Below are 18,091 nucleotides of genomic sequence, written 5' to 3'. Positions count from 1 at the left end.
GCGGCGGCACAGGCATGCCTCGCGACCGGTCCCTAAGTCGTTGGTGCATGGTCGCCGTGTCCAGCGCTATGGCGATCGGTAGGTGTGCCCGGCCGGGGTGGTGATGTGGAGTTGGCCGGTGTCGGTGAGGTGGAAGTGCCAGCCGGGGGTGTGTTTGGTGCGGTGGTGGCGTCGGCACAGCCCGATGAGGTTGCCAGTGTTGGTCTCCCCGTTGCGCTGGTACGGGATGACGTGGTCCAGATCGACAAAGTGCACCGGGCGGTGGCAGGTCGGGAACCGGCATTCCCGGTCGCGGACCTTCACGTGGTCGGCGGTGACGGCCGGCGGCCGGTAACGGGTGCGGCCGACATCGACAGGCGCCCCGGTGTGGGGGTCGGTGATGATCCGCCGCCAGGTCGAGTTCGGGTCGAACGCGATCGCCCGCGCGATCGGTGCCGGGAGGGGTCCATGGCCGGCAAGCTCGGCGGGGTTGGTCGACAGGCCGGTCAGGGTGGCGACGTCGATGTGGATGAAGATTTCCGCCTTCGGTGAGCCACCGCACGGGTTGTCGAACAACAGCTCGGCGAACACGTCGGCCCGCAGCTGGTCCATGGTTCGCTCATCACCCGCCTTCCGCAGGGACCGGGCACACCGGTCGATCCAGGCATAGGCCGCCGAGGCGACCTCGGCGGGCAGCTCGGCGGTCAACGTGGCCATCGCCTCGTCGGCGTGTCGCAGCTCGACCCGCCGTTCCCGCCGCCGTGCCTCGGCCGTGTCATGACAACTGTGTAAGCCGCGGATGGACCAAGATCAGCTTGTCCGACGCGATCCAGAAAGGATCCATCTGTGACCGAGAACACACCTACTCAGGCTGGGGATTCCGCGGCCGGTAAGGCGCTCGCCGGCGCGTTGTCATCGGAGGCCCTTGATGCTTTGGTGAAAGACGCCTACGCCAATGGCGGCGCGTTGGGTGCCCAGGAATTGCTGAATCGCATGACCAAGGCCGTGCTGGAGCGCTCGCTGGAAACCGAGATGACACATCACCTCGGCTACGAGAAAGGCGACCCGGCCGGCGCCGGGAGTGGTAATTCACGCAATGGCAAGTCGACGAAAACGGTGTCCACGACGAACGGCCCGATCGAGGTCGCAGTGCCGCGGGATCGGAATGGCTCGTTCGAGCCCGCGATCGTGCCGAAACGCGCCCGACGTCTCGGCAACATCGACGAGGCGATCCTGTCACTGTATTCACGTGGCATGACCACCCGCGATATTGAATCCCACCTGCACGAAGTATACGGCGTGAACGCGTCGCGGGAATTGATTTCCAATGTCACCGAGGTCGTGGTCGACGAGATCGCACTCTGGCAATCCCGCCCGCTGGACGAGGTGTATCCCATCCTGTACGTGGACGGGCTGCGCCTGCGGATCAAGGACAAGGGCGTGGTCACCACCAAGGTCGGCTACTTGGCCCTCGGCGTAGACGTCGAGGGCCGCAAACACGCCCTCGGGCTCTGGATCGCCGACACCGAAGCCGCGAAGTTCTGGGCCAAGGTCCTCACCGACCTACGCAACCGCGGCGTGAAAGACATCGTGATCGCCTGCTGCGACGGACTGACCGGACTGCCCGACGCGATCCGCTCGGCGTTTCCCGACACCGTGATCCAAACCTGCGTGGTACACGTGATCCGCAACGCCATGCGCTTCATCTCCTACAGCGACCGCAAAAAGGTCGCCGCCGGAATGCGCGACATCTACACCGCCCCCACACTCGAGGCCGCCGAGATCGCACTGAAGAACTTCGACAAAGAATTCGGCACCCAATACCCCGCCGCCGTCCAGGTATGGCAACACGCCTGGAACGATTTCACCCCGTTCCTCGACTACCCACCCGAACTACGCCGGGTCATCTACACCACAAACCTCATCGAGAACATCAACTTCCAACTCCGCAAACTCACCAAGAACCGCGGACATTTCGACAGCGACGCCGCCGCAACGAAACTCCTCTACCTCGGACTACGCAACATCACCAGCCACCGAGGAGGACCATCAGGAACAGGCACATGGGGCTGGAAACAAGCACTCAACACCCTCGTCACCCTCTTCCCCAACCGCATACCACTCCACTAAGATAAGAAACACATCATCCGTGGCTTACACGGAAATCATGACAGTGCCGCCCGCGCCGCGGCACCCTCGGGCTCCACCTTCTGCACCGCCCGATTCACCATCCGCCGAATCGACGACGGATCCCGCCCGGCCAACCGATCCGCCACCGCCGCATCGACCTCGCGCGCCATGTCATCGGCGAGGACCGCTGTCGGCTCCGACACTTTCGACGCCTTGTACAAATCAATGTCACCCCGCGACAACGCACCCAACGTTTCCGGAAGTCGCGTCACCAAATCCCGCGCCAACCCTATTTTGATCCGCGCCGCATTCTCCGAAATCGCCAACGCCAGCGCCACTTCCGACGCCACATCCGCAGCATCATCCCGCGACCCGGAATACGCGGCGATCTCCCGCACCTGCCACGCCTGCAGCCGAGCAATCTCCCGCTCCGGTCGAACGACCTCATCAAGAGAATTTTCCCCCATGCCAACGATTCTACCGCGAAATACCGAATCATATGGGTGAGCCGCAAACAACGGAATGTGACCACGAGATCCGTTCCGTGGGGAACTGCCGCCAGCAATCAGACAACGCACGGTGATGCGTGGAGTGGCAGTTTCCCACGGCGCGCCGAAGGCGTGCTTGAAACCCAACCACCCAGGCAACTCCGGCAACCAGAAGAAGGGAACCAGGCCACGCCGTCAACGCGATACCTAGAAATTCGACCGAAACGGCCTAGCCAGCCAGCGCACTGACACGAGCGCAAACGCGCGACGCGAATGGCATACGCGGCAACGCAACCAGCGGACACAACGACGCAAACGGCAAACACGACACCACAACTACAGAAACAGCGACGCGAGCCAAGAACATGCCAACCGGAACCGCAGGCACAGCGACACAAACCGCAAACACGGCGACGCGAGCCGCACACACGGCCACCGCAACGGTAGACACGGCAACCCAGACCGCAGACACGCCCACCGAGACAGCAGACACCGCTACCGGAACCGCGCACACGGCTACCGGAACGGCAAACACGCCGACGCGAGCGGCGCACACGGCCACCCGGCCACACCCACCGCCGGCACCACGGCACCCCTACGGGGTCGGACCCGAGATGATCGGAGCGGCGAGGAACTGCTCCGGGATGGCGAACGCGTCCACCAGGGCCCGCGCGTGGGGCCGCAATTCGGAGCACAGCGTGTTGACCGCCGCCACGAGCGCCTTCGACCGGGCACTGGTGAGCCGCCCGTGCTCGAGGAACCAGGCGCGGTCCTCCTCGATGTTCGCGAGGGCGTACAGGTCGCACACCCGCTCCAGCAGCGCCTTCGCCTCCGCGTCCTCGCACCGGTCGATGGCGGCGACGAACGCCTCGAGCACGATCCGGTCGACGTGCACGCGGCCGGCGCGCAGCACGTGGTCCTGGGCGGCGTTGAAGACCTCGAACGCCGTCTCGGGCGTGGCCCGGCGCAGCCGGCGCGCGAGGCTGTCCAGGACGTGCTCCTCGCGGTCCTCGAACGCCCTGATCTGCCAGGCGCGGTCGAACAGCGCGTCATCGTCATCCCGACCGGGACCGGCGTCGACGATTCGCTCGATCACCTTGCGCGCGGCGGTGCGTTCGATGACGGCACCGACGAACTGCTCGGCGACGAACCGTGCCGTCGCGAGCGGGCTGAGGTCCTGGACCTCCTCCTTGTAGCTGGTCAGCAGGCCCTTCGCGACCAGTTGCAGCAGAACGGTGTTGTCGCCCTCGAACGTGGTGAACACGTCGGTGTCGGCCTTGAGCGAGGGCAGGATGTTCTCGGCCAGGTAGCCCGCGCCGCCGCAGGCCTCGCGCGCGGTCTGGATCGTCCGCGTGGCGTGCCAGGTCGCGACGGCCTTCAGCCCCGCTGCCCGCGACTCCAGCTCCCGCCTGCTCCGCTCACCGGGGTCGCGCGAGCTTTGCAGCTCGTCCAGCGATGCCACCAGTTCCTCCTGGGCGAAGTGCAGGGCGTAGGTGGTGGCGAGCGCAGGCAGGAGCTTCCGTTGGTGGCCGAGGTAGTCGAGGATGACGGTCTCCTCGTCGGTGCCGGGGCGCTCGAACTGCCTGCGCGTCTCTCCGTACCGGACGGCGATGGTCAGCGCCCGCTTGGTCGCGCTGCCCGCACTGCCCGCGACGCTGATCCGGCCACGCACCAGCGTGCCGAGCATCGTGAAGAACCGCCGCCCGTCGCTGTCGATGGGGCTCGAGTAGGTGCCGTCCTCGGCGACGTCGCCGTAGCGATTCAGCAGGGCCGTCCTCGGCACGCGCACGCGGTCGAACGTGAGCCTGCCGTTGTCGACGCCGTTCAGCCCGGCCTTGGGTCCGCAGTCCTCGATGCGGACGCCGGGCATCGGCCTGCCGTTCTCGTCGCGGATCGGCACGAGGAACGCGTGCACACCGCGGCTCTGTCCGCCCGTGACGAGCTGGGCGAAGACCACCGCCATTCGCCCGTCGCGGGCAGCGTTGCCGATGTACTCCTTGCGAGCGGACGGCTCCGGTGTGTGAACGACGAACTCCTGCGTCGCCGGCTCGTAGGTCGCCGTGGTGCGCAGGTGCTGGACGTCGGAGCCGTGCCCGAACTCCGTCATCGCGAAGCAGCCGGGCAGCTCCAGGTCCATGATCGCGCGGAGGTACCGCTCGTGGTGCTCGCGCGTGCCGAGCAGCTCGACGGCGCCGCCGAAGAGCCCCCACTGCACGCCGGCCTTGACCATCAGCGAGAGGTCGCCGAACCCGAGCATCTCGAACGAGACCACCGACCCGCCGATGTCGCCGTTGCCGCCGTACTCCTTCGGGAAGCCGAGGCGCGGCCTGCCCGTCCTGGCGAGCTCGTGCAGCTGCTCGAGCACCTGGGCGCGATGCTCCTCGACGCCGAAGCCGTACGGCGCCTGGAACGTCGTGTCGGCCACCTGCGCCCGGATCTCCCGGCGGATCTCCGCCCACCGGCCGTCGAGCACGTCTGTCAAGGACTTCATGTAGCCAGATTGCCCGACGGCGCGGGAGCTCGCAGAGTGAGCGATCAGCCGAGGTCGGGACCTTTGGCCCGCAGGTCATCCACTGTGGACATCGCCTCGCGGAGTTCGGTGAGCCAGGACTCGGCGTGCTGGCCGACCAGTTTCACCGCCCAGGCAAGGGCTTCCGACCGCGACCGCGCCACGCCGGCGTCGACGAGCGTGTCCAGTACCCGGCGTTCCGGCTGCCGCAGGCGCGTCATCACCGGAACGGACAGTGTGGTGAACAACTCCTCGGTCCCGCCCAGCCGGGCGCCCCACGCGACCTTGCGCCCGTAGCGATGCTCGGCCTGCCGCGCGATCTCGATCCGCGCCTCGCGGGTCTCCTCGCGGAACCGGCTGATCCGTCCCGCCTCGGCCGCCGCCCGCGCGACCTCGTCGGCGTACTCACCCGTGAGCGCAGGCAGTTCGCCGACGACGATGATCTCTTCCCGGTCCACCGTGACCTCGGGGTCGCCGGTGAACCAGTCGTCGGGCAGCCGCCCGCCGAACCAGGCTGCCGCGTCCGTCGCATCGGGCACCTCGGCCTGCTGCCTGCCGCCTCGCCCGCGCCAACCGTGTCGCATCATTGCCTCCCGCGCTGGCGATTACATGATTACAGCAATACAGACGCTACGCCGATTCGCGGCAAAGGGAAGTGCTGTTCACCGTGGGCGGAACGGCCCGGATCAGCCGTCGAGCGCGCGCGAGAGTTCCTCCGTCGTCGTGACCGGCCGGTCGCACACGTAGCCACGGCACACGTACGCGGCCGGGCCGTCGTCGACCAGCGGCCGGTCGGCCAGCAACGGCACGCCCTCGGCCTCGGGGGCGCCGCCGAGCACCACACCGCCGCCGTGCACCTGCTTCGCTGCCGTGACCAGCAGCTCGGCCCGCTCCGCGGCGTCCGCTCCGACGACGGCGACCTGCACCGGCCCGGCCAGCAGCGCCTCGGCCACCGACAGCCAGTTCCCGGCGAACCGCGGCGCCTGCGCGGCAAGGGCGCCCGCCCGCTTGACCGCCTGCTCGCAGGCCGACCGGTACTGCGCCGCGCGTTCGTGCCCCGCCAACGCCGAGGCCGTCAGCAACGCGCTCGCGAGCGTGGAGGCGCCGGACGGCGTCGCGTTGTCCGTCGGATCCGACGGCCGGTTGACGAGGGTCTCGGCGTCGTCGGCGGTGTCGTAGAAGGCGCCGGGCACGTCCGAGGCGAACCGCGCGAGTGCGATGTCCAGCAGCCGCGTGGCCTCCACCAACCACACCGACTCCCCCGTCGCCTGGTGCAGAGCCAGGAGTCCGTCGGCGAGGCACGCGTAGTCCTCCAACACTCCCGGCGCGTCCCCGACCACGCCGTCGCGGGAGCTGCGCCGCAGCCTGCCGTCCACGACGTGCTTGTCCAGCAGGAAGCCGGCCGCCTCGACCGCGGCGTCCACCCAGTCCGGGCGCTCCATGGACACGCCCGCCTCCGCCAACGCGGTGATGGCGAGGCCGTTCCACGCGACGATGACCTTGTCGTCCCTGGCCGGCTGCGGACGCTGCGCCCGCGCCTCCAGCAGTGCCGAGCGCACCCGCATCCAGCGCGCGGGATCGTCGGGGTCCTTCGGCAGCTGCAGCGTCGACGTCCCGCGCTCGAAGGTGCCCTCGCCGGTGACACGGAACAGCTCGGCCGCCCATCGGCCGTCCTCGGGCCCGAGCACCTCGGCGAGCTGCTCCGGCGTCCACACGTAGGTCAGGCCCTCGACGCCGTCGGTGTCCGCGTCGAGTGACGCGGCGAAGCCGCCCTGGTCCGTGCGCAGGTCGCGCAACAGGAACTCCGCCGTCTCCCCGGCCACCCTCGCCGCCGGCGGGTGCCCCGTGCGACGTGCCAGGTGCGCGTAGACGCGCAGCAGCAACGCGTTGTCGTACAACATCTTCTCGAAGTGCGGCACCACCCACTGACTGTCCACGGAGTACCGTGCGAAGCCGCCCGCCAGCTGGTCGTAGATGCCACCGCGAGCCATGCCCTCGGCCGTGAGCTCCACAATGGACAATGCCGCCGGGTTCGCCGTGCGCTCGTAGTGGCGCAGCAGGAACTCCAGCACCATCGACGGCGGGAACTTCGGCGCCCCACCGAACCCGCCGTGCCCCGGGTCGGTCTCCTGCCGCAGCTTCGCGACAGCCGACGACACCGTCTCCTCGTCCACCGGATGCTCGCGCAGCGGGCCGGTCTGCTCGGCGATGTGGCTGACGATCTTGCCCGCGCCGTCCTTGAGCTCGCCGGGCCGTTCGCGCCAGGCCTGCGCGACGGCGGTCAGGACCTGCTTGAACGACGGCATCCCGTGCGCGGGCACCGGCGGGTAGTAGGTACCGCAGTGGAACGGCTCGCCGTCCGGCGTGAGGAAGCACGTCATCGGCCAGCCACCCTGGCCCGTCATGGCCTGGGTGGCGGTCATGTAGACGGCGTCGAGGTCGGGACGCTCCTCGCGGTCCACCTTGATGTTGACGAAATTCTCGTTCATCAGCGCCGCGGTGTCGGCGTCCTCGAACGACTCGTGCGCCATGACATGGCACCAGTGACACGCCGCGTACCCGATGGAGAGCAGGATCGGCACATCGCGCCGCTTCGCCTCCTCCAGTGCCTCGGGGCACCACGGCCACCAGTCCACCGGGTTGTCGGCGTGGGCGCGCAGATACGGGCTGAGCGAGGCGCTGAGCTTGTTCGACACACCTCGACCGTAGGTCCCCGCACACCCGCGCGCGAGCCCTCGCCTGGACACGCGTCACGAGCGGACCAATCATGGGCTCGAGGCCGGCACCACGGCTCTCCACGACGAGGTGAGGACGCACGACGATGACCGGTTTGTCGCCCCGGCTCGCCGCGATCGTGGACGCGCTTCCGCTGCGTCCCGGGTTGCGGGTGCTGGAGATCGGCGGTGCTCCGGGCGCGGCGGCGCGCGAGGTCGCGCGGCGGATCGGGGACGGGCACGTGCTGGTGATCGACCGGTCCGCCAAGGGAGTGGCACTCACGGAGCGCACCGCCGCCGCCGAGATCGAAGCGGGCGTGCTGAGCGTGCGCCGGGCGGCCGTCGAGGACTTCGCGCTCGAGCCGGGCGAGGAGCCCTACGATCTGGCCTTCGCCGTCCGGGTGGGTGCGCTCGACGGCAGGCATCCCGACGCGGGCACGCGTGCGCGGCAACGGATCGCGGCTGCACTCCGGCCGGGCGGGAAGCTGTTCGTCGACGGCGGCGATCCGTTGCGGGAGGTCGCGTTGCCGCGATGATCCGGCGGCGTGCTTGGATGACGACGTGACGACGACGAGCCGCGACCAACTGTGGGCGGCGATCCATACCGAACGCGCCAGACTCGCCGACGACCTCGCCGGCCTGACCGACGAGCAGTGGGCGCGGCAGTCGCTGTGTGGCCGGTGGACCGTCGAGGAGGTGCTCGCCCATCTGACCGCGGCAGCGAGCACCACCCGCCTCCGCTGGATCAGGAGCGTGCTCGCGGCGCGGTTCGACTTCGATCTTCACAACGAGCGCAGGCTGCGGGAGCATCGCGGGGCCACGCCCGGCGAGACGCTCGCCCGCTTCCGTGCCGTCGTCACGAGCACGACGGCGGCGTCCGGGCACACCCCGGCCTGGCTCGGTGAGGTCGTCGTACACGGCGAGGACATTCGCCGGCCGCTGGGACTGCACGGCTCGCCGGACGTCGCCGCGGTCACCGAGGTCGCGCGGTTCTTCGCGAGCCGCGACTTCACGGTGCCCAGCCGGAGCGCCGTCGAAGGGCTACGCCTGGCGGCGACCGACGGCCCGTTCGAGTCCGGCTCCGGGCCGCTGGTCCGCGGCACGACGCTGGCGCTGACGATGGCCATGGCCGGGCGCGAGTCGTTCTGCGACGACCTCACCGGCGACGGTGTCGCCACGTTGCGGTCCCGCTGCGCGGCGAGCTGAACCCGAACCCCCGTGGCCCGTGCCCCGTGCCCCGTGCCGCGTCAGGAGCCTTCGGACTTGGCCTTCTCGGCGGTCGCGGTCTCGGCCTTGCCGGGCTCCCCTGCCGGGTTGCCGGCGGCACCGGACTCGGGGCCGTCATCCGAGCGGTCGCCGGCAGGTGCGTCCGGCTCGCCGTCGAAGCTCGCCGGAACGCGCTTGAGGTGCTTGGTCATCGAGCGCACCAGCAAGACCACCGCGATCAGGAAGACCAGCATCAGCAGCAGGCCGACTGGCGAGGACTTGCCGAAGTCCTCACCCTGACCGCCGGTGTCCTGTTGCTGCGCGAGCGCCGCGGCCCCCGTCAACACGGGCACGGACACGGCCGCGGAAAGCATCATGGGTTCACCTTCTCTCGGACCCCCGCGAACAGATCGTCCTCCGGAAGGGTGCTGTCGACAAGCGAGCGGGCCAGCTCGTACTCCTCGGTCGGCCACACCTTGCGCTGGATCTCGAGCGGCACGGCGAACCACCGGCTGTTCGGGTCGATCTGCGTCGCGTGCGACTTGAGTGCCTCGTCCCGCGTTTCGAAGTAGTCCTCGCACCGGACCTGCGTGGTGACCCGTTCCATGACGTCGGCCTTGTCCGGGTCCCACTTGGCGAGCCACTCCTCGTACGGCGAGTCCAGCCCCGCCGACACCAGCGCCTCGTGGAACGCGCTCATCCGGGCGCGGGAGAAGCCGTGCACGTAGTACAGCTTGAGCGGCTGCCAGGGCTCACCGGTGCCGGGGAAGCGCTGGGGGTCGGCAGCGGCGTCGAACGCGGCGACGGAGATCTCGTGGCAGCGGATGTGGTCGGGATGCGGGTAGCCGCCGTTCTCGTCGTAGGTCACGACGACGTGCGGGCGGAATTCCCGCATCACCCGCACGAGCGCCTCGGTGGACTCCTCCAGGGGCACCGTCGCGAAGCAGCCCTCCGGCAGCGGCGGCATCGGTTCGCCCTCGGGCAGGCCCGAGTCGACGAAGCCGAGCCAGCGGTGCTGCACCCCCAGGATCTTCGCCGCGCGAGCCATCTCCTCGCGGCGCAGCTGATGCATGTTGGCGTGCACCTCGGGCCGGTCCATCGCGGGGTTCAGCACGCTGCCCGCCTCGCCGCCGGTGCAGGTGACGACCATGACCTCGTGCCCCTCGGCGACGTACCGGGCCATGGTGGCCGCGCCCTTGCTCGATTCGTCGTCGGGATGGGCGTGTACGGCCATCAGCCGCAGCCCCGTGCCCGCTCCGGTCGCCGTCCGTCCATCCGATGCAGCCATGACCGACTAGGCCCCTCTCGCCACCTACGCTGTCGTCCGTGTCGTGCGGAGCCGGTTCGCGGACCCCGCGAGCCGGATGCCGACGTCCTCCGCGGATACTCGTAACGCCGGAGTACGGGGTCCATCTTCCTCGTTCCCACGACACGACCGATCGGGAGGCCTCCGTTTTGTCCCAGGGGCGCGCACCCTCGACCGAGGGGACCGGGCGGCAGGCCCTGCCCGAGGGCCGCTACGGCACCACTCGCACCCGCTCGCGCGCACCACGTCGGTGGCAGGTAACCCTGATCGTCGTGCTCGCCCTGGTCGGAGGGGGTGCAGCCGTCTACTTCGGCTACACCAACCTCGTCGACACGCCCATCGAGGCGCAGCGGGTGGGGTACGAGGAGCGGCCCGGGAACGCCATGGAGATCACGATCGACGTGACCAGGCAGGACCCGGAGCGGCCGGGGGTGTGCATCGTACGCGTCCGGGACATCTCGGGCGCGGAGAGCGGACGGAAAGAGATTCTCGTCGCACCTGGCGAGAGCCGGGTCTCGACGGTGATCCGGAGCATCAGGAGACCCGTCACCGCCGACGTGTACGGCTGCTCGTACGATATCCCTGAATACTTGTCAAGAGCCTAGCGGCCAGAGGGGTGACCAGCGCGCCGAACGCACCGCCGGCGCGCCGTTCCGTGGTACCCTGCGGTATCGGCACGGTCCCAAGCGGGCCGTGTCTTTCCTTTATTCGAGCCACGCCCGCGCGTGGTGGCCGGCTTGAATACCCAAGCACGGCAGGCCCTAGGAGGAGATGGTGACCGTGAGCGACACCAAGGTGACCTGGCTGACCCAGGATGCCTACGACAGGCTCAAGAACGAGCTCGATGAGCTGATCGAGAATCGTCCGGTCATCGCCGCGAAGATCAACGACAGCAGGGAAGAGGGCGACCTCAAGGAGAACGGTGGCTACCACGCCGCCCGCGAGGAGCAGGGCCAGCAGGAAGCCCGCATCCGGCACCTGCAGGAGCTGCTGCGCAACGCCAAGGTCGGCGAGGCACCGGCCAACGACGGCGTCGCCGAGCCGGGCATGGTGCTGACCGTGCGCTACGACGGCGACGACGACGAGGAGACGTTCCTCCTGGCGACCCGGGAAGAGGGAGGCGGGGGTCCGCTCGAGGTCTACTCGCCCGACTCGCCGCTCGGCAAGGCACTGCTGGGGGCCAAGGAAGGCGAGGCGCGGGAGTACCTGCTTCCCAACGGCAAGACCCAGAAGGTCACGCTGGTCAAGGCGGTTCCCTACAGCGCGAGCTGACATCGGAAGGCGGCGCGCTCGGTGGGACGCCGGGCGCGCCTTTTGCTGTCGGTACCCGGTGCCCCGCTCGGCCGGAACGGCCGGGGCACCGGCTCGCATCGCCGGCACCGGTACGCCTCTCCACGTCGTCGCCGACCCGCACGCCTGTCAGTACGCGGCGAACGGACGCTTCACTGTTCCGGCCGGCCGGGCAGCCAGGACACCACTGGCGGCCCGGCCGGCCGGTTCGCCCTCCCCTTCACCCGCCGGCTCCCACACGCCCTACCGGCCGGCACGGCGAACGGGTCGCCTCAGCTTCGCGCGATGCGTTCCAACAGCGGGCGCACCCGCGGCGCCACGGGGGTCGAGAGCGCGATCGAGGTGGACGTCCGCTGCACCCCGGGCACACCCACGACCTCGTCGATGACGCGCTGCAGATCGTCGTTGGACCGCGCGACCATGCGCACGAACAGATCGCCCTGCCCGGTGGTGGCGTGCACCTCGCAAACCTCGTCGATCGCCTCGAGCGCCTCGGCGACCTCGGCTCGCCTACCCTGGGCGATCTCGAGGACCGCGAACGCCGTCAGCCCGTAGCCGAGCGCCTCGAGCTTGAGCTCCGGTGGGAAACCGGTGAGCACACCGTCGGCCATGAGCCGGTCGAGCCGTGCCTGCACGGTGCCCCGCGCGACCCCGAGCCTGCGCGCACACTCGAGCACGCCGAGCCTGGGCGCGTCGGTGAGCAGCAACAGCAGCCGGGCATCGAGCCCGTCGATCCCGGACGACGCCATGTGACCTCCTGCACAGTTTGCTCATTCTGATCGGCCCATCGTGTCGATCATTGGACAAATTGTCCAGCTAGAAACGCGTCCGTTGCCCAATCTGCCTGTTCCGGCGCATGCTTCTGGCATGACGACGAATCCCGCACTCGACGACATCAGCTACGACCAGTTGCGCCAGCTCGTGGGGCTGGTGGACCACGACGACTCGGCTGACCCGTTCCCGGTCAAGGCCATGGACGCGGTCGTGTTCGTCGCCGGCAACGCGACGCAGACCGCGTGGTTCTACCAGGCGGCGTTCGGGATGGACCTCGTCGCCTACTCCGGGCCCGAGACCGGCAACCCCGAGTACAAGTCGTTCGTCCTCAAGTCCGGTTCGGCCCGGTTCGTCATCAACGGGGGCGTGCGGCCCGACTCCCCGCTGCTCGACCACCACCGCAGGCACGGCGACGGCGTCACCGACCTCGCCCTCGAGGTGTCCGATGTAGACCGCTGCATCGAGCACGCGCGCTCGCAGGGCGCCACGATCCTCGCCGAGCCGCACGACGTCTCCGACGAGCACGGCACCGTGCGGCTCGCGGCCATCGCCACCTACGGCGAGACGCGGCACACCCTCGTCGACCGGTCCCGCTACTCGGGTCCCTACCTGCCCGGCTACCAGGAGCGCACGAGCTCGATCGTCCGCTCGCCGAACGCCCCCAAGCGCCTGTTCCAGGCCATCGACCACTGCGTCGGCAACGTCGAGCTCGGCAAGATGGACTACTGGGTCGACTGGTACCACCGCGTGATGGGCTTCGTGAACATGGCGGAGTTCATCGGCGACGACATCGCCACCGAGTACTCGGCGCTGATGAGCAAGGTGGTGTCCAACGGCAACCACCGCGTCAAGTTCCCGCTCAACGAACCCGCGATCGCGAAGAAGAAGTCCCAGATCGACGAGTACCTCGAGTTCTACGCAGGCGCGGGCTGCCAGCACATCGCGCTCGCCACCAACGACATCATCGCGACGGTGACGGCCATGCGCGCGGCGGGCGTGGAGTTCCTGGACACGCCGGACTCCTACTACGACGACCCGGAGCTACGGGCGCGGATCGGCGAGGTGCGCGTGCCGATCGAGACGCTCAAGGAGCACCGGATCCTCGTCGACCGCGACGAGGACGGCTACCTGCTGCAGATCTTCACCAAGCCGATCGGCGACCGGCCCACGGTGTTCTACGAGCTCATCGAGCGGCACGGATCGCTGGGCTTCGGCAAGGGCAACTTCAAGGCCCTGTTCGAGGCCATCGAGCGGGAGCAGGCCCGCCGCGGCAACCTCTGACCGTCACACCACGATGCTGTAGCCGGCGCGCTGGAGCTCCGCGGTGACGTCCCGGCAGTGTTCGGGGCCGCGGGTCTCCAGCTTCAGCGCGATCTCCACCTCGCCGATGGCGAGCCTGCCGGAGATGCGGGAGTGCTCGATGTCGACCACGTTCGCGCCGAGCTCGCTCACCCGGGTCAGTACGCCGGCGAGTGACCCCGGCCGGTCGGGCACCGACAGCCGCACGTAGAGATAGCGGCCGGCCGCGGTCATGCCGTGCTGGATGATCTGCAACAACAGCAGCGGGTCGACGTTGCCTCCGGACAGCACGGCCACGATCGGCGGCTCGAACTCGCCGGGATGCTCCAGCAGCGCCGCCACCGCGGCGGCACCGGCGGGCTCCACCACGAGCTTGCGGCGTTCCAGACAGCTCAGCACCGCCCTCGACAACGACTCCTCGGTCACCGTTACGACGTCGTCCACCAGCGACGTCACGTGCGCGAACGTCAGCGGCCCAGGCTTGCCGACGGCGATACCGTCGGCCATCGTCTGCATCGACTCCACCCGCACCGGCTCGCCCGCCGCGAGCGAGAGCGGATACGCCGCCGCGGACTCGGCCTGCACGCCCACCAGGCGCACCCCGGGCCGCCGCGCCTTGACCGCACTCGCGATCCCGCCGACCAGTCCACCTCCCCCGGTGGCCACCAGTACCGTCGCCACGTCAGGCACCTGCTCCAGGATCTCCAGCCCGACCGTCCCCTGGCCCGCGATGACGTCGGCGTGGTCGAACGGGTGAATGAACACCGCACCCGTGCGCTCGGCGAAGTCGGTGGCCGCGGCGAGCGCCTCCTCCAGCACGGCGCCGTGCAGGTGGACCTCCGCGCCGTAGCCCCGCGTGGCCGCCAGCTTCGGCAACGGCGCCCGCTCGGGCATGAACAGCGTCGCCTTCGCCCCCAGCAGCGCGGCCGCGAGCGCCACCCCCTGCGCGTGGTTGCCCGCGCTTGCCGCCACGACCCCGCGCGCCCGCTCGGCCTCGCTCAGCGCGTGGATGCGTGTGTAGGCGCCGCGGATCTTGAACGAGCCGGTGCGCTGGAGGTTCTCGCACTTCAGGTGCACCGGACCGCCGTGCGGCTTCTCGAACTCCCGAGCGTGTTCCATCGGCGTCCTCCGCACGACACCCGCGAGGAGGTCGCGCGCCCGGAGGATCCGTTCGACACTCACGAGTTCCATAGCCGCTGTTCTTTCGCCTCGGCGGACATCACAGTCCGGTTACGTGCATGTCGTGCGTCACCGTTGGGTACCCTGATCAACGTATCCGGCACTGGAGGGACAGCATGACACGGCCGACGACACCCCGGGGGTCGCGCAAAGCGGGCGTCGTGCCGTTCGTCGCCGGGATCGCCTCGGCCCTCGCGCTCACCGGAGCCGCCGTCTACACCGTCGGCCAGGCCGCGTGCACCGATCCGGCCCGCTACATCCGCCACGACAACCACATCGAGCTCGTCGGCGGCTGCATCGACGGATCCGAGCTGCCGCGGACCGGCACCGGCGAGACTCAACACGGTCCCGCCGGCACCGAATCGCCCAGCAACTACCGGCCGTAAACCGGGCAGGCCTCAGTCGAGCGCGTCGAGCAGGTCCGCGACCAGGTCGCGCCCGTCCTCGATGCCGACCGACAGCCGCAGCAGCTCCGCCGGGACCTGCAACAGCGAGCCCGCCGCGGACGCGTGCGTCATCCGGCCCGGGTGCTCGATCAGCGACTCCACCCCACCGAGCGACTCCGCCAGCACGAATAGCTTCGTGCGCGCCGCCGCCTCGAGCGCGGCCTGCTCACCGTCGGCGTGGTCGAACGACACCATGCCGCCGAACCGGTGCATCTGCTTCGCGGCGACGTCGTGGCCGGGGTGCTCGGCCAGTCCGGGGTAGTAGACCCGCCGCACCTTCCGGTGGCCGACGAGCGCGTCGACGATCCGCTCGGCGTTGTCGCAGTGCCGCTCCATCCGGACGGCCAGCGTCTTCAGCCCGCGCAGGGTGAGCCAGGCGTCGAACGCCCCCGGTACGGCGCCGGACGCGTTGCGCAGGAAGAACAACTCTTCCCGCAGCTCGTCCGAGTTGGTCACCACCGCGCCACCCACGACGTCGGAGTGGCCGCCGAGGTACTTCGTGGTCGAATGCACGACGATGTCGGCACCGAGGTCGAGCGGCGTCTGCAGGTACGGCGTGGCGAACGTGTTGTCCACGACCAGTCGCGCACCGCCGACGTGGGCGACCTCGGCCAGCGCGGTGATGTCGGAGATCCCGAGCAGCGGGTTGGTGGGCGACTCGCACCACACGAGCTTGGTTTCCGGGCGCAGTGCCGACCGCACCTCGTCCAGATCGGACAGGTGCGCGACGCTGTAGGTGACGCCCCAGTGCGTGAGGACCTTGTCGATGAGGCGGAACGTGCCGCCGTAGACGTCGTTGCCGAGCAGCAGGTGGTCGCCGGGCCGCAACGTCGTACGCAACACCGCGTCGCTGGCCGCCATGCCCGAGCCGAACGCCAGCGCGTGCCGCCCGTTCTCCAGCGCGGCGAGCGCCTCCTCCAGCGCGGTCCGGGTCGGGTTGGCGGTGCGCGAGTACTCGTAGTCGCCTTCGCGCGTGCCGCCCACGCCGTCCTGGGCATAGGTGGAGGTCTGATAGATCGGCACGATCACCGATCCGGTGCGCGGATCAGGCTCCTGACCTGCGTGGATGGCGCGCGTGGAGAAGCCGTGACTGGCGGAGTCGTGAACCATGCCCCCAGCCTACGGGCGCCTCATCCGCGTCGCCGCCCGGTCGCGAACCTCCTCGCGGAGACAGCGATGCCCCCGGCCATGACGACCGGGGGCATCGCCGGAGTTCACCGGGTCACCACTGCTGCGGAGGCTGACCGGGCTGGCCGAAGCCACCGGGCTGCCCGGGCGGCGGGCCGCCGAACCCGCCCGGCTGCTGCGGCTGCTGGCCGGGCTGGCCGAAGCCGCCGCTGCTGGGGTTGTACCCGCCGGGCTGGCCGAAGCCGCCGCTGTTCGGGTTGTACCCGCCGGGCTGGCCGAAGCCGCCGCTGTTCGGGTTGTGCCCACCGGGCTGGCCGAAACCACCGGGCGGCGGGCCGTAGCCCCCCTGCTGACCGAAACCGGGCTGCCCGAAGCCTGGCTGGCCGAAGCCACCGGGCTGGCCACCGAAACCGCCGGGACCACCAGGGCCACCGGGCCCGCCCGGGCCGTTGCCGAGGCCGACGAAGTGCGCGGTCGACGGGATGAGGCCGAGCACGCCGACCGCGAGCACCAGGATGCCCATGATCAGATACAGCACCGGGGTGCCGAGCGAGGTGTTGCCCATGCGGTCGGCGGCGTCACCGGACGGGCTCGTGCCGATGAGCAGCAGGATCGAGAACACCAGGAGCAGCGCGCCACCCGCGGCCGTGACGATCGGCGCAAGCTTCTTGACGATGCCGCCCAGCTTGCCCGCGAGCGCGAGCAGGACGCCGCCCGCCAGCGCGGCGACCGAGCCGACCAGCACCATGATGATGTAGAACATCAGCGTGCCGGGCGAGGCGATGCCGACCTGGTCCAGGATGGCGCCGACATCGGCCCCGGACGCCTCGGCCTGGTCGAACATGTCGGAAAAGTCGCTGACGTCGCCCATGTCGACGAACGAGAAGATCAGCGAGATGAGGCCGAGCACGGCCGCGGCGCCACCGGCGATCCAGCCGAACATCGGGTTGCCGCCGCCACCGCCCATGCCGTACTGCGGGCCGCCGAACGCCGGCGGCGGAGCCCCGAACGGACCCGGCTGCGGAGCTCCCGGAGCCCCGGGTGCGCCCGGTGCGCCGAAACCACCCTGGCCCTGCGCCGGGTCGAAGCCGCCCGGCTGACCGAAGCCCTGCTGCGGCTGGGGAGCCCCGAATCCGCCCTGCGGTGGCTGCTGGCCGAAGCCCTGCTGCTGGTTCATCGCCGCGGGGTTGTCGGCCGCGCTCGGCGGCGGCGCGTACGGAATCGCGGGCGGCGGCTGCGAGCCGGGCGGCACGAGCTGGGTCGACTCGGCGCCGGCCCCGTCGCCCTGCTGCGGCGGCTGGACGACCTGCGTCGGTTCCGGACCGTCCCCCGGCTGTTCGGACTGCTGCTCAGGCTGCTGCCCTGGCTGCACCACCTGCGTCGGCTCGGAGGAGCCGAACGGGCTGTCTTGCTGTGGTTGAGGGCCACTCGGCGGACCCTGGGGCGGCTGTTGCCCGCCGCCCCAGGGCTGGTTCGGTGGCTGCGGAGCACTCATGTGGGACTTGAACCCCCTTGACGAGGACCTTGGTGATTTCGCTCGCGCACACGCTAGCGGATAAGTCCCGTTATGGTTGTTAACGCCCCGAACAGTCACAGCGATGAGTGATGTCGGCCCTTTTCCGGTTCCGTCGGCGTCACTCGGG

General features: G+C 69.7%; 18 protein-coding genes. 7 read left to right on the top strand and 11 right to left on the bottom strand.

The window, feature by feature from the left end:
• Nucleotides 1-66: 66 nt before the first annotated feature.
• Nucleotides 67-780, bottom strand: coding sequence for an HNH endonuclease (locus ACFSZT_RS10755; protein WP_377478394.1), 714 nt, complete (start codon nucleotides 778-780; stop codon nucleotides 67-69).
• Between the two features lie 45 nt (nucleotides 781-825).
• Between ACFSZT_RS10755 and ACFSZT_RS10750 the strand changes: the two genes are divergently transcribed.
• Nucleotides 826-2,109, top strand: coding sequence for an IS256 family transposase (locus ACFSZT_RS10750; RefSeq protein WP_377478200.1), 1,284 nt, complete (start codon nucleotides 826-828; stop codon nucleotides 2,107-2,109).
• 35 nt (nucleotides 2,110-2,144) lie between these two features.
• Here the strand turns inward: ACFSZT_RS10750 and ACFSZT_RS10745 are convergent, their stop codons facing one another.
• From ACFSZT_RS10745 to ACFSZT_RS10730, 4 genes are all read right to left on the bottom strand, one after another.
• Nucleotides 2,145-2,744, bottom strand: a complete 600-nt coding sequence (locus tag ACFSZT_RS10745) for a DUF222 domain-containing protein (RefSeq protein WP_377478233.1) — start codon at nucleotides 2,742-2,744, stop codon at nucleotides 2,145-2,147.
• Between the two features lie 448 nt (nucleotides 2,745-3,192).
• The gene (locus tag ACFSZT_RS10740; RefSeq protein ID WP_377389857.1) at nucleotides 3,193-5,088 is read right to left on the bottom strand and encodes an acyl-CoA dehydrogenase family protein; all 1,896 of its coding nucleotides are present in this window, start codon (nucleotides 5,086-5,088) and stop codon (nucleotides 3,193-3,195) included.
• A 44-nt stretch (nucleotides 5,089-5,132) separates the two neighbouring features.
• Nucleotides 5,133-5,690 carry a hypothetical protein gene (locus ACFSZT_RS10735; protein WP_377389873.1) on the bottom strand — a complete coding sequence of 186 codons (558 nt, stop codon included), beginning with the start codon at nucleotides 5,688-5,690 and terminating at the stop codon, nucleotides 5,133-5,135.
• Between the two features lie 102 nt (nucleotides 5,691-5,792).
• On the bottom strand, nucleotides 5,793-7,802 hold the full coding sequence (locus ACFSZT_RS10730; protein ID WP_377389855.1) for a thioredoxin domain-containing protein: 2,010 nt from the start codon (nucleotides 7,800-7,802) through the stop codon (nucleotides 5,793-5,795).
• A gap of 125 nt (nucleotides 7,803-7,927) precedes the next feature.
• Here ACFSZT_RS10730 and ACFSZT_RS10725 point away from each other — a divergent pair, with 125 nt between their 5' ends.
• Both ACFSZT_RS10725 and ACFSZT_RS10720 read left to right on the top strand, forming a co-directional pair.
• Complete coding sequence (locus ACFSZT_RS10725; RefSeq protein WP_377389853.1) at nucleotides 7,928-8,356, top strand: SAM-dependent methyltransferase; 429 nt, start codon at nucleotides 7,928-7,930, stop codon at nucleotides 8,354-8,356.
• 25 nt (nucleotides 8,357-8,381) lie between these two features.
• Nucleotides 8,382-9,026 (top strand): maleylpyruvate isomerase family mycothiol-dependent enzyme, encoded by a 645-nt coding sequence (locus ACFSZT_RS10720; protein WP_377389851.1) that lies wholly within the window; start codon nucleotides 8,382-8,384, stop codon nucleotides 9,024-9,026.
• 41 nt (nucleotides 9,027-9,067) lie between these two features.
• Here ACFSZT_RS10720 and ACFSZT_RS10715 read toward each other — a convergent pair whose 3' ends face one another.
• Both ACFSZT_RS10715 and mca read right to left on the bottom strand, forming a co-directional pair.
• Nucleotides 9,068-9,403 carry a hypothetical protein gene (locus ACFSZT_RS10715; RefSeq protein ID WP_377389849.1) on the bottom strand — a complete coding sequence of 112 codons (336 nt, stop codon included), beginning with the start codon at nucleotides 9,401-9,403 and terminating at the stop codon, nucleotides 9,068-9,070.
• Nucleotides 9,400-10,314, bottom strand: coding sequence for a mycothiol conjugate amidase Mca (gene mca / locus ACFSZT_RS10710; protein WP_377389847.1), 915 nt, complete (start codon nucleotides 10,312-10,314; stop codon nucleotides 9,400-9,402). Before mca ends, ACFSZT_RS10715 begins: the two co-directional genes overlap by 4 nt.
• A 167-nt stretch (nucleotides 10,315-10,481) precedes the next feature.
• Between mca and ACFSZT_RS10705 the strand changes: the two genes are divergently transcribed.
• Nucleotides 10,482-10,937, top strand: coding sequence for a DUF4307 domain-containing protein (locus ACFSZT_RS10705; protein ID WP_377389845.1), 456 nt, complete (start codon nucleotides 10,482-10,484; stop codon nucleotides 10,935-10,937).
• A gap of 169 nt (nucleotides 10,938-11,106) precedes the next feature.
• Nucleotides 11,107-11,604, top strand: coding sequence for a transcription elongation factor GreA (greA, locus tag ACFSZT_RS10700; protein ID WP_377389871.1), 498 nt, complete (start codon nucleotides 11,107-11,109; stop codon nucleotides 11,602-11,604).
• 290 nt (nucleotides 11,605-11,894) lie between these two features.
• Here the strand turns inward: greA and ACFSZT_RS10695 are convergent, their stop codons facing one another.
• Complete coding sequence (locus tag ACFSZT_RS10695; protein WP_377389843.1) at nucleotides 11,895-12,371, bottom strand: Lrp/AsnC family transcriptional regulator; 477 nt, start codon at nucleotides 12,369-12,371, stop codon at nucleotides 11,895-11,897.
• Nucleotides 12,372-12,489: 118 nt separating this feature from the next.
• On the opposite strand from ACFSZT_RS10695, the gene hppD reads away from it, so the two are divergent.
• Entirely contained in the window at nucleotides 12,490-13,677 is a 1,188-nt protein-coding gene (gene hppD / locus ACFSZT_RS10690; protein WP_377389841.1) for a 4-hydroxyphenylpyruvate dioxygenase, read from the top strand.
• Nucleotides 13,678-13,680: 3 nt separating this feature from the next.
• Here hppD and ilvA read toward each other — a convergent pair whose 3' ends face one another.
• Complete coding sequence (gene ilvA, locus ACFSZT_RS10685) at nucleotides 13,681-14,886, bottom strand: threonine ammonia-lyase (RefSeq protein ID WP_377389839.1); 1,206 nt, start codon at nucleotides 14,884-14,886, stop codon at nucleotides 13,681-13,683.
• A 104-nt stretch (nucleotides 14,887-14,990) separates the two neighbouring features.
• Between ilvA and ACFSZT_RS10680 the strand changes: the two genes are divergently transcribed.
• Nucleotides 14,991-15,260, top strand: a complete 270-nt coding sequence (locus ACFSZT_RS10680; RefSeq protein WP_377389837.1) for a hypothetical protein — start codon at nucleotides 14,991-14,993, stop codon at nucleotides 15,258-15,260.
• Nucleotides 15,261-15,272: 12 nt separating this feature from the next.
• Here the strand turns inward: ACFSZT_RS10680 and ACFSZT_RS10675 are convergent, their stop codons facing one another.
• Both ACFSZT_RS10675 and ACFSZT_RS10670 read right to left on the bottom strand, forming a co-directional pair.
• Nucleotides 15,273-16,430: a cystathionine gamma-synthase gene (locus ACFSZT_RS10675; RefSeq protein ID WP_377389835.1), complete on the bottom strand. Its 1,158-nt coding sequence runs from the start codon at nucleotides 16,428-16,430 to the stop codon at nucleotides 15,273-15,275.
• A 112-nt stretch (nucleotides 16,431-16,542) separates the two neighbouring features.
• Nucleotides 16,543-17,943 carry a DUF4064 domain-containing protein gene (locus ACFSZT_RS10670; RefSeq protein WP_377389833.1) on the bottom strand — a complete coding sequence of 467 codons (1,401 nt, stop codon included), beginning with the start codon at nucleotides 17,941-17,943 and terminating at the stop codon, nucleotides 16,543-16,545.
• Nucleotides 17,944-18,091: the final 148 nt, after the last annotated feature.

Origin of the sequence: Prauserella oleivorans (assembly GCF_042685745.1) — a bacterium.
Classification (GTDB): domain Bacteria; phylum Actinomycetota; class Actinomycetes; order Mycobacteriales; family Pseudonocardiaceae; genus Prauserella_A; species Prauserella_A oleivorans.
This window is presented reverse-complemented; position numbering and strand designations above follow the sequence as displayed.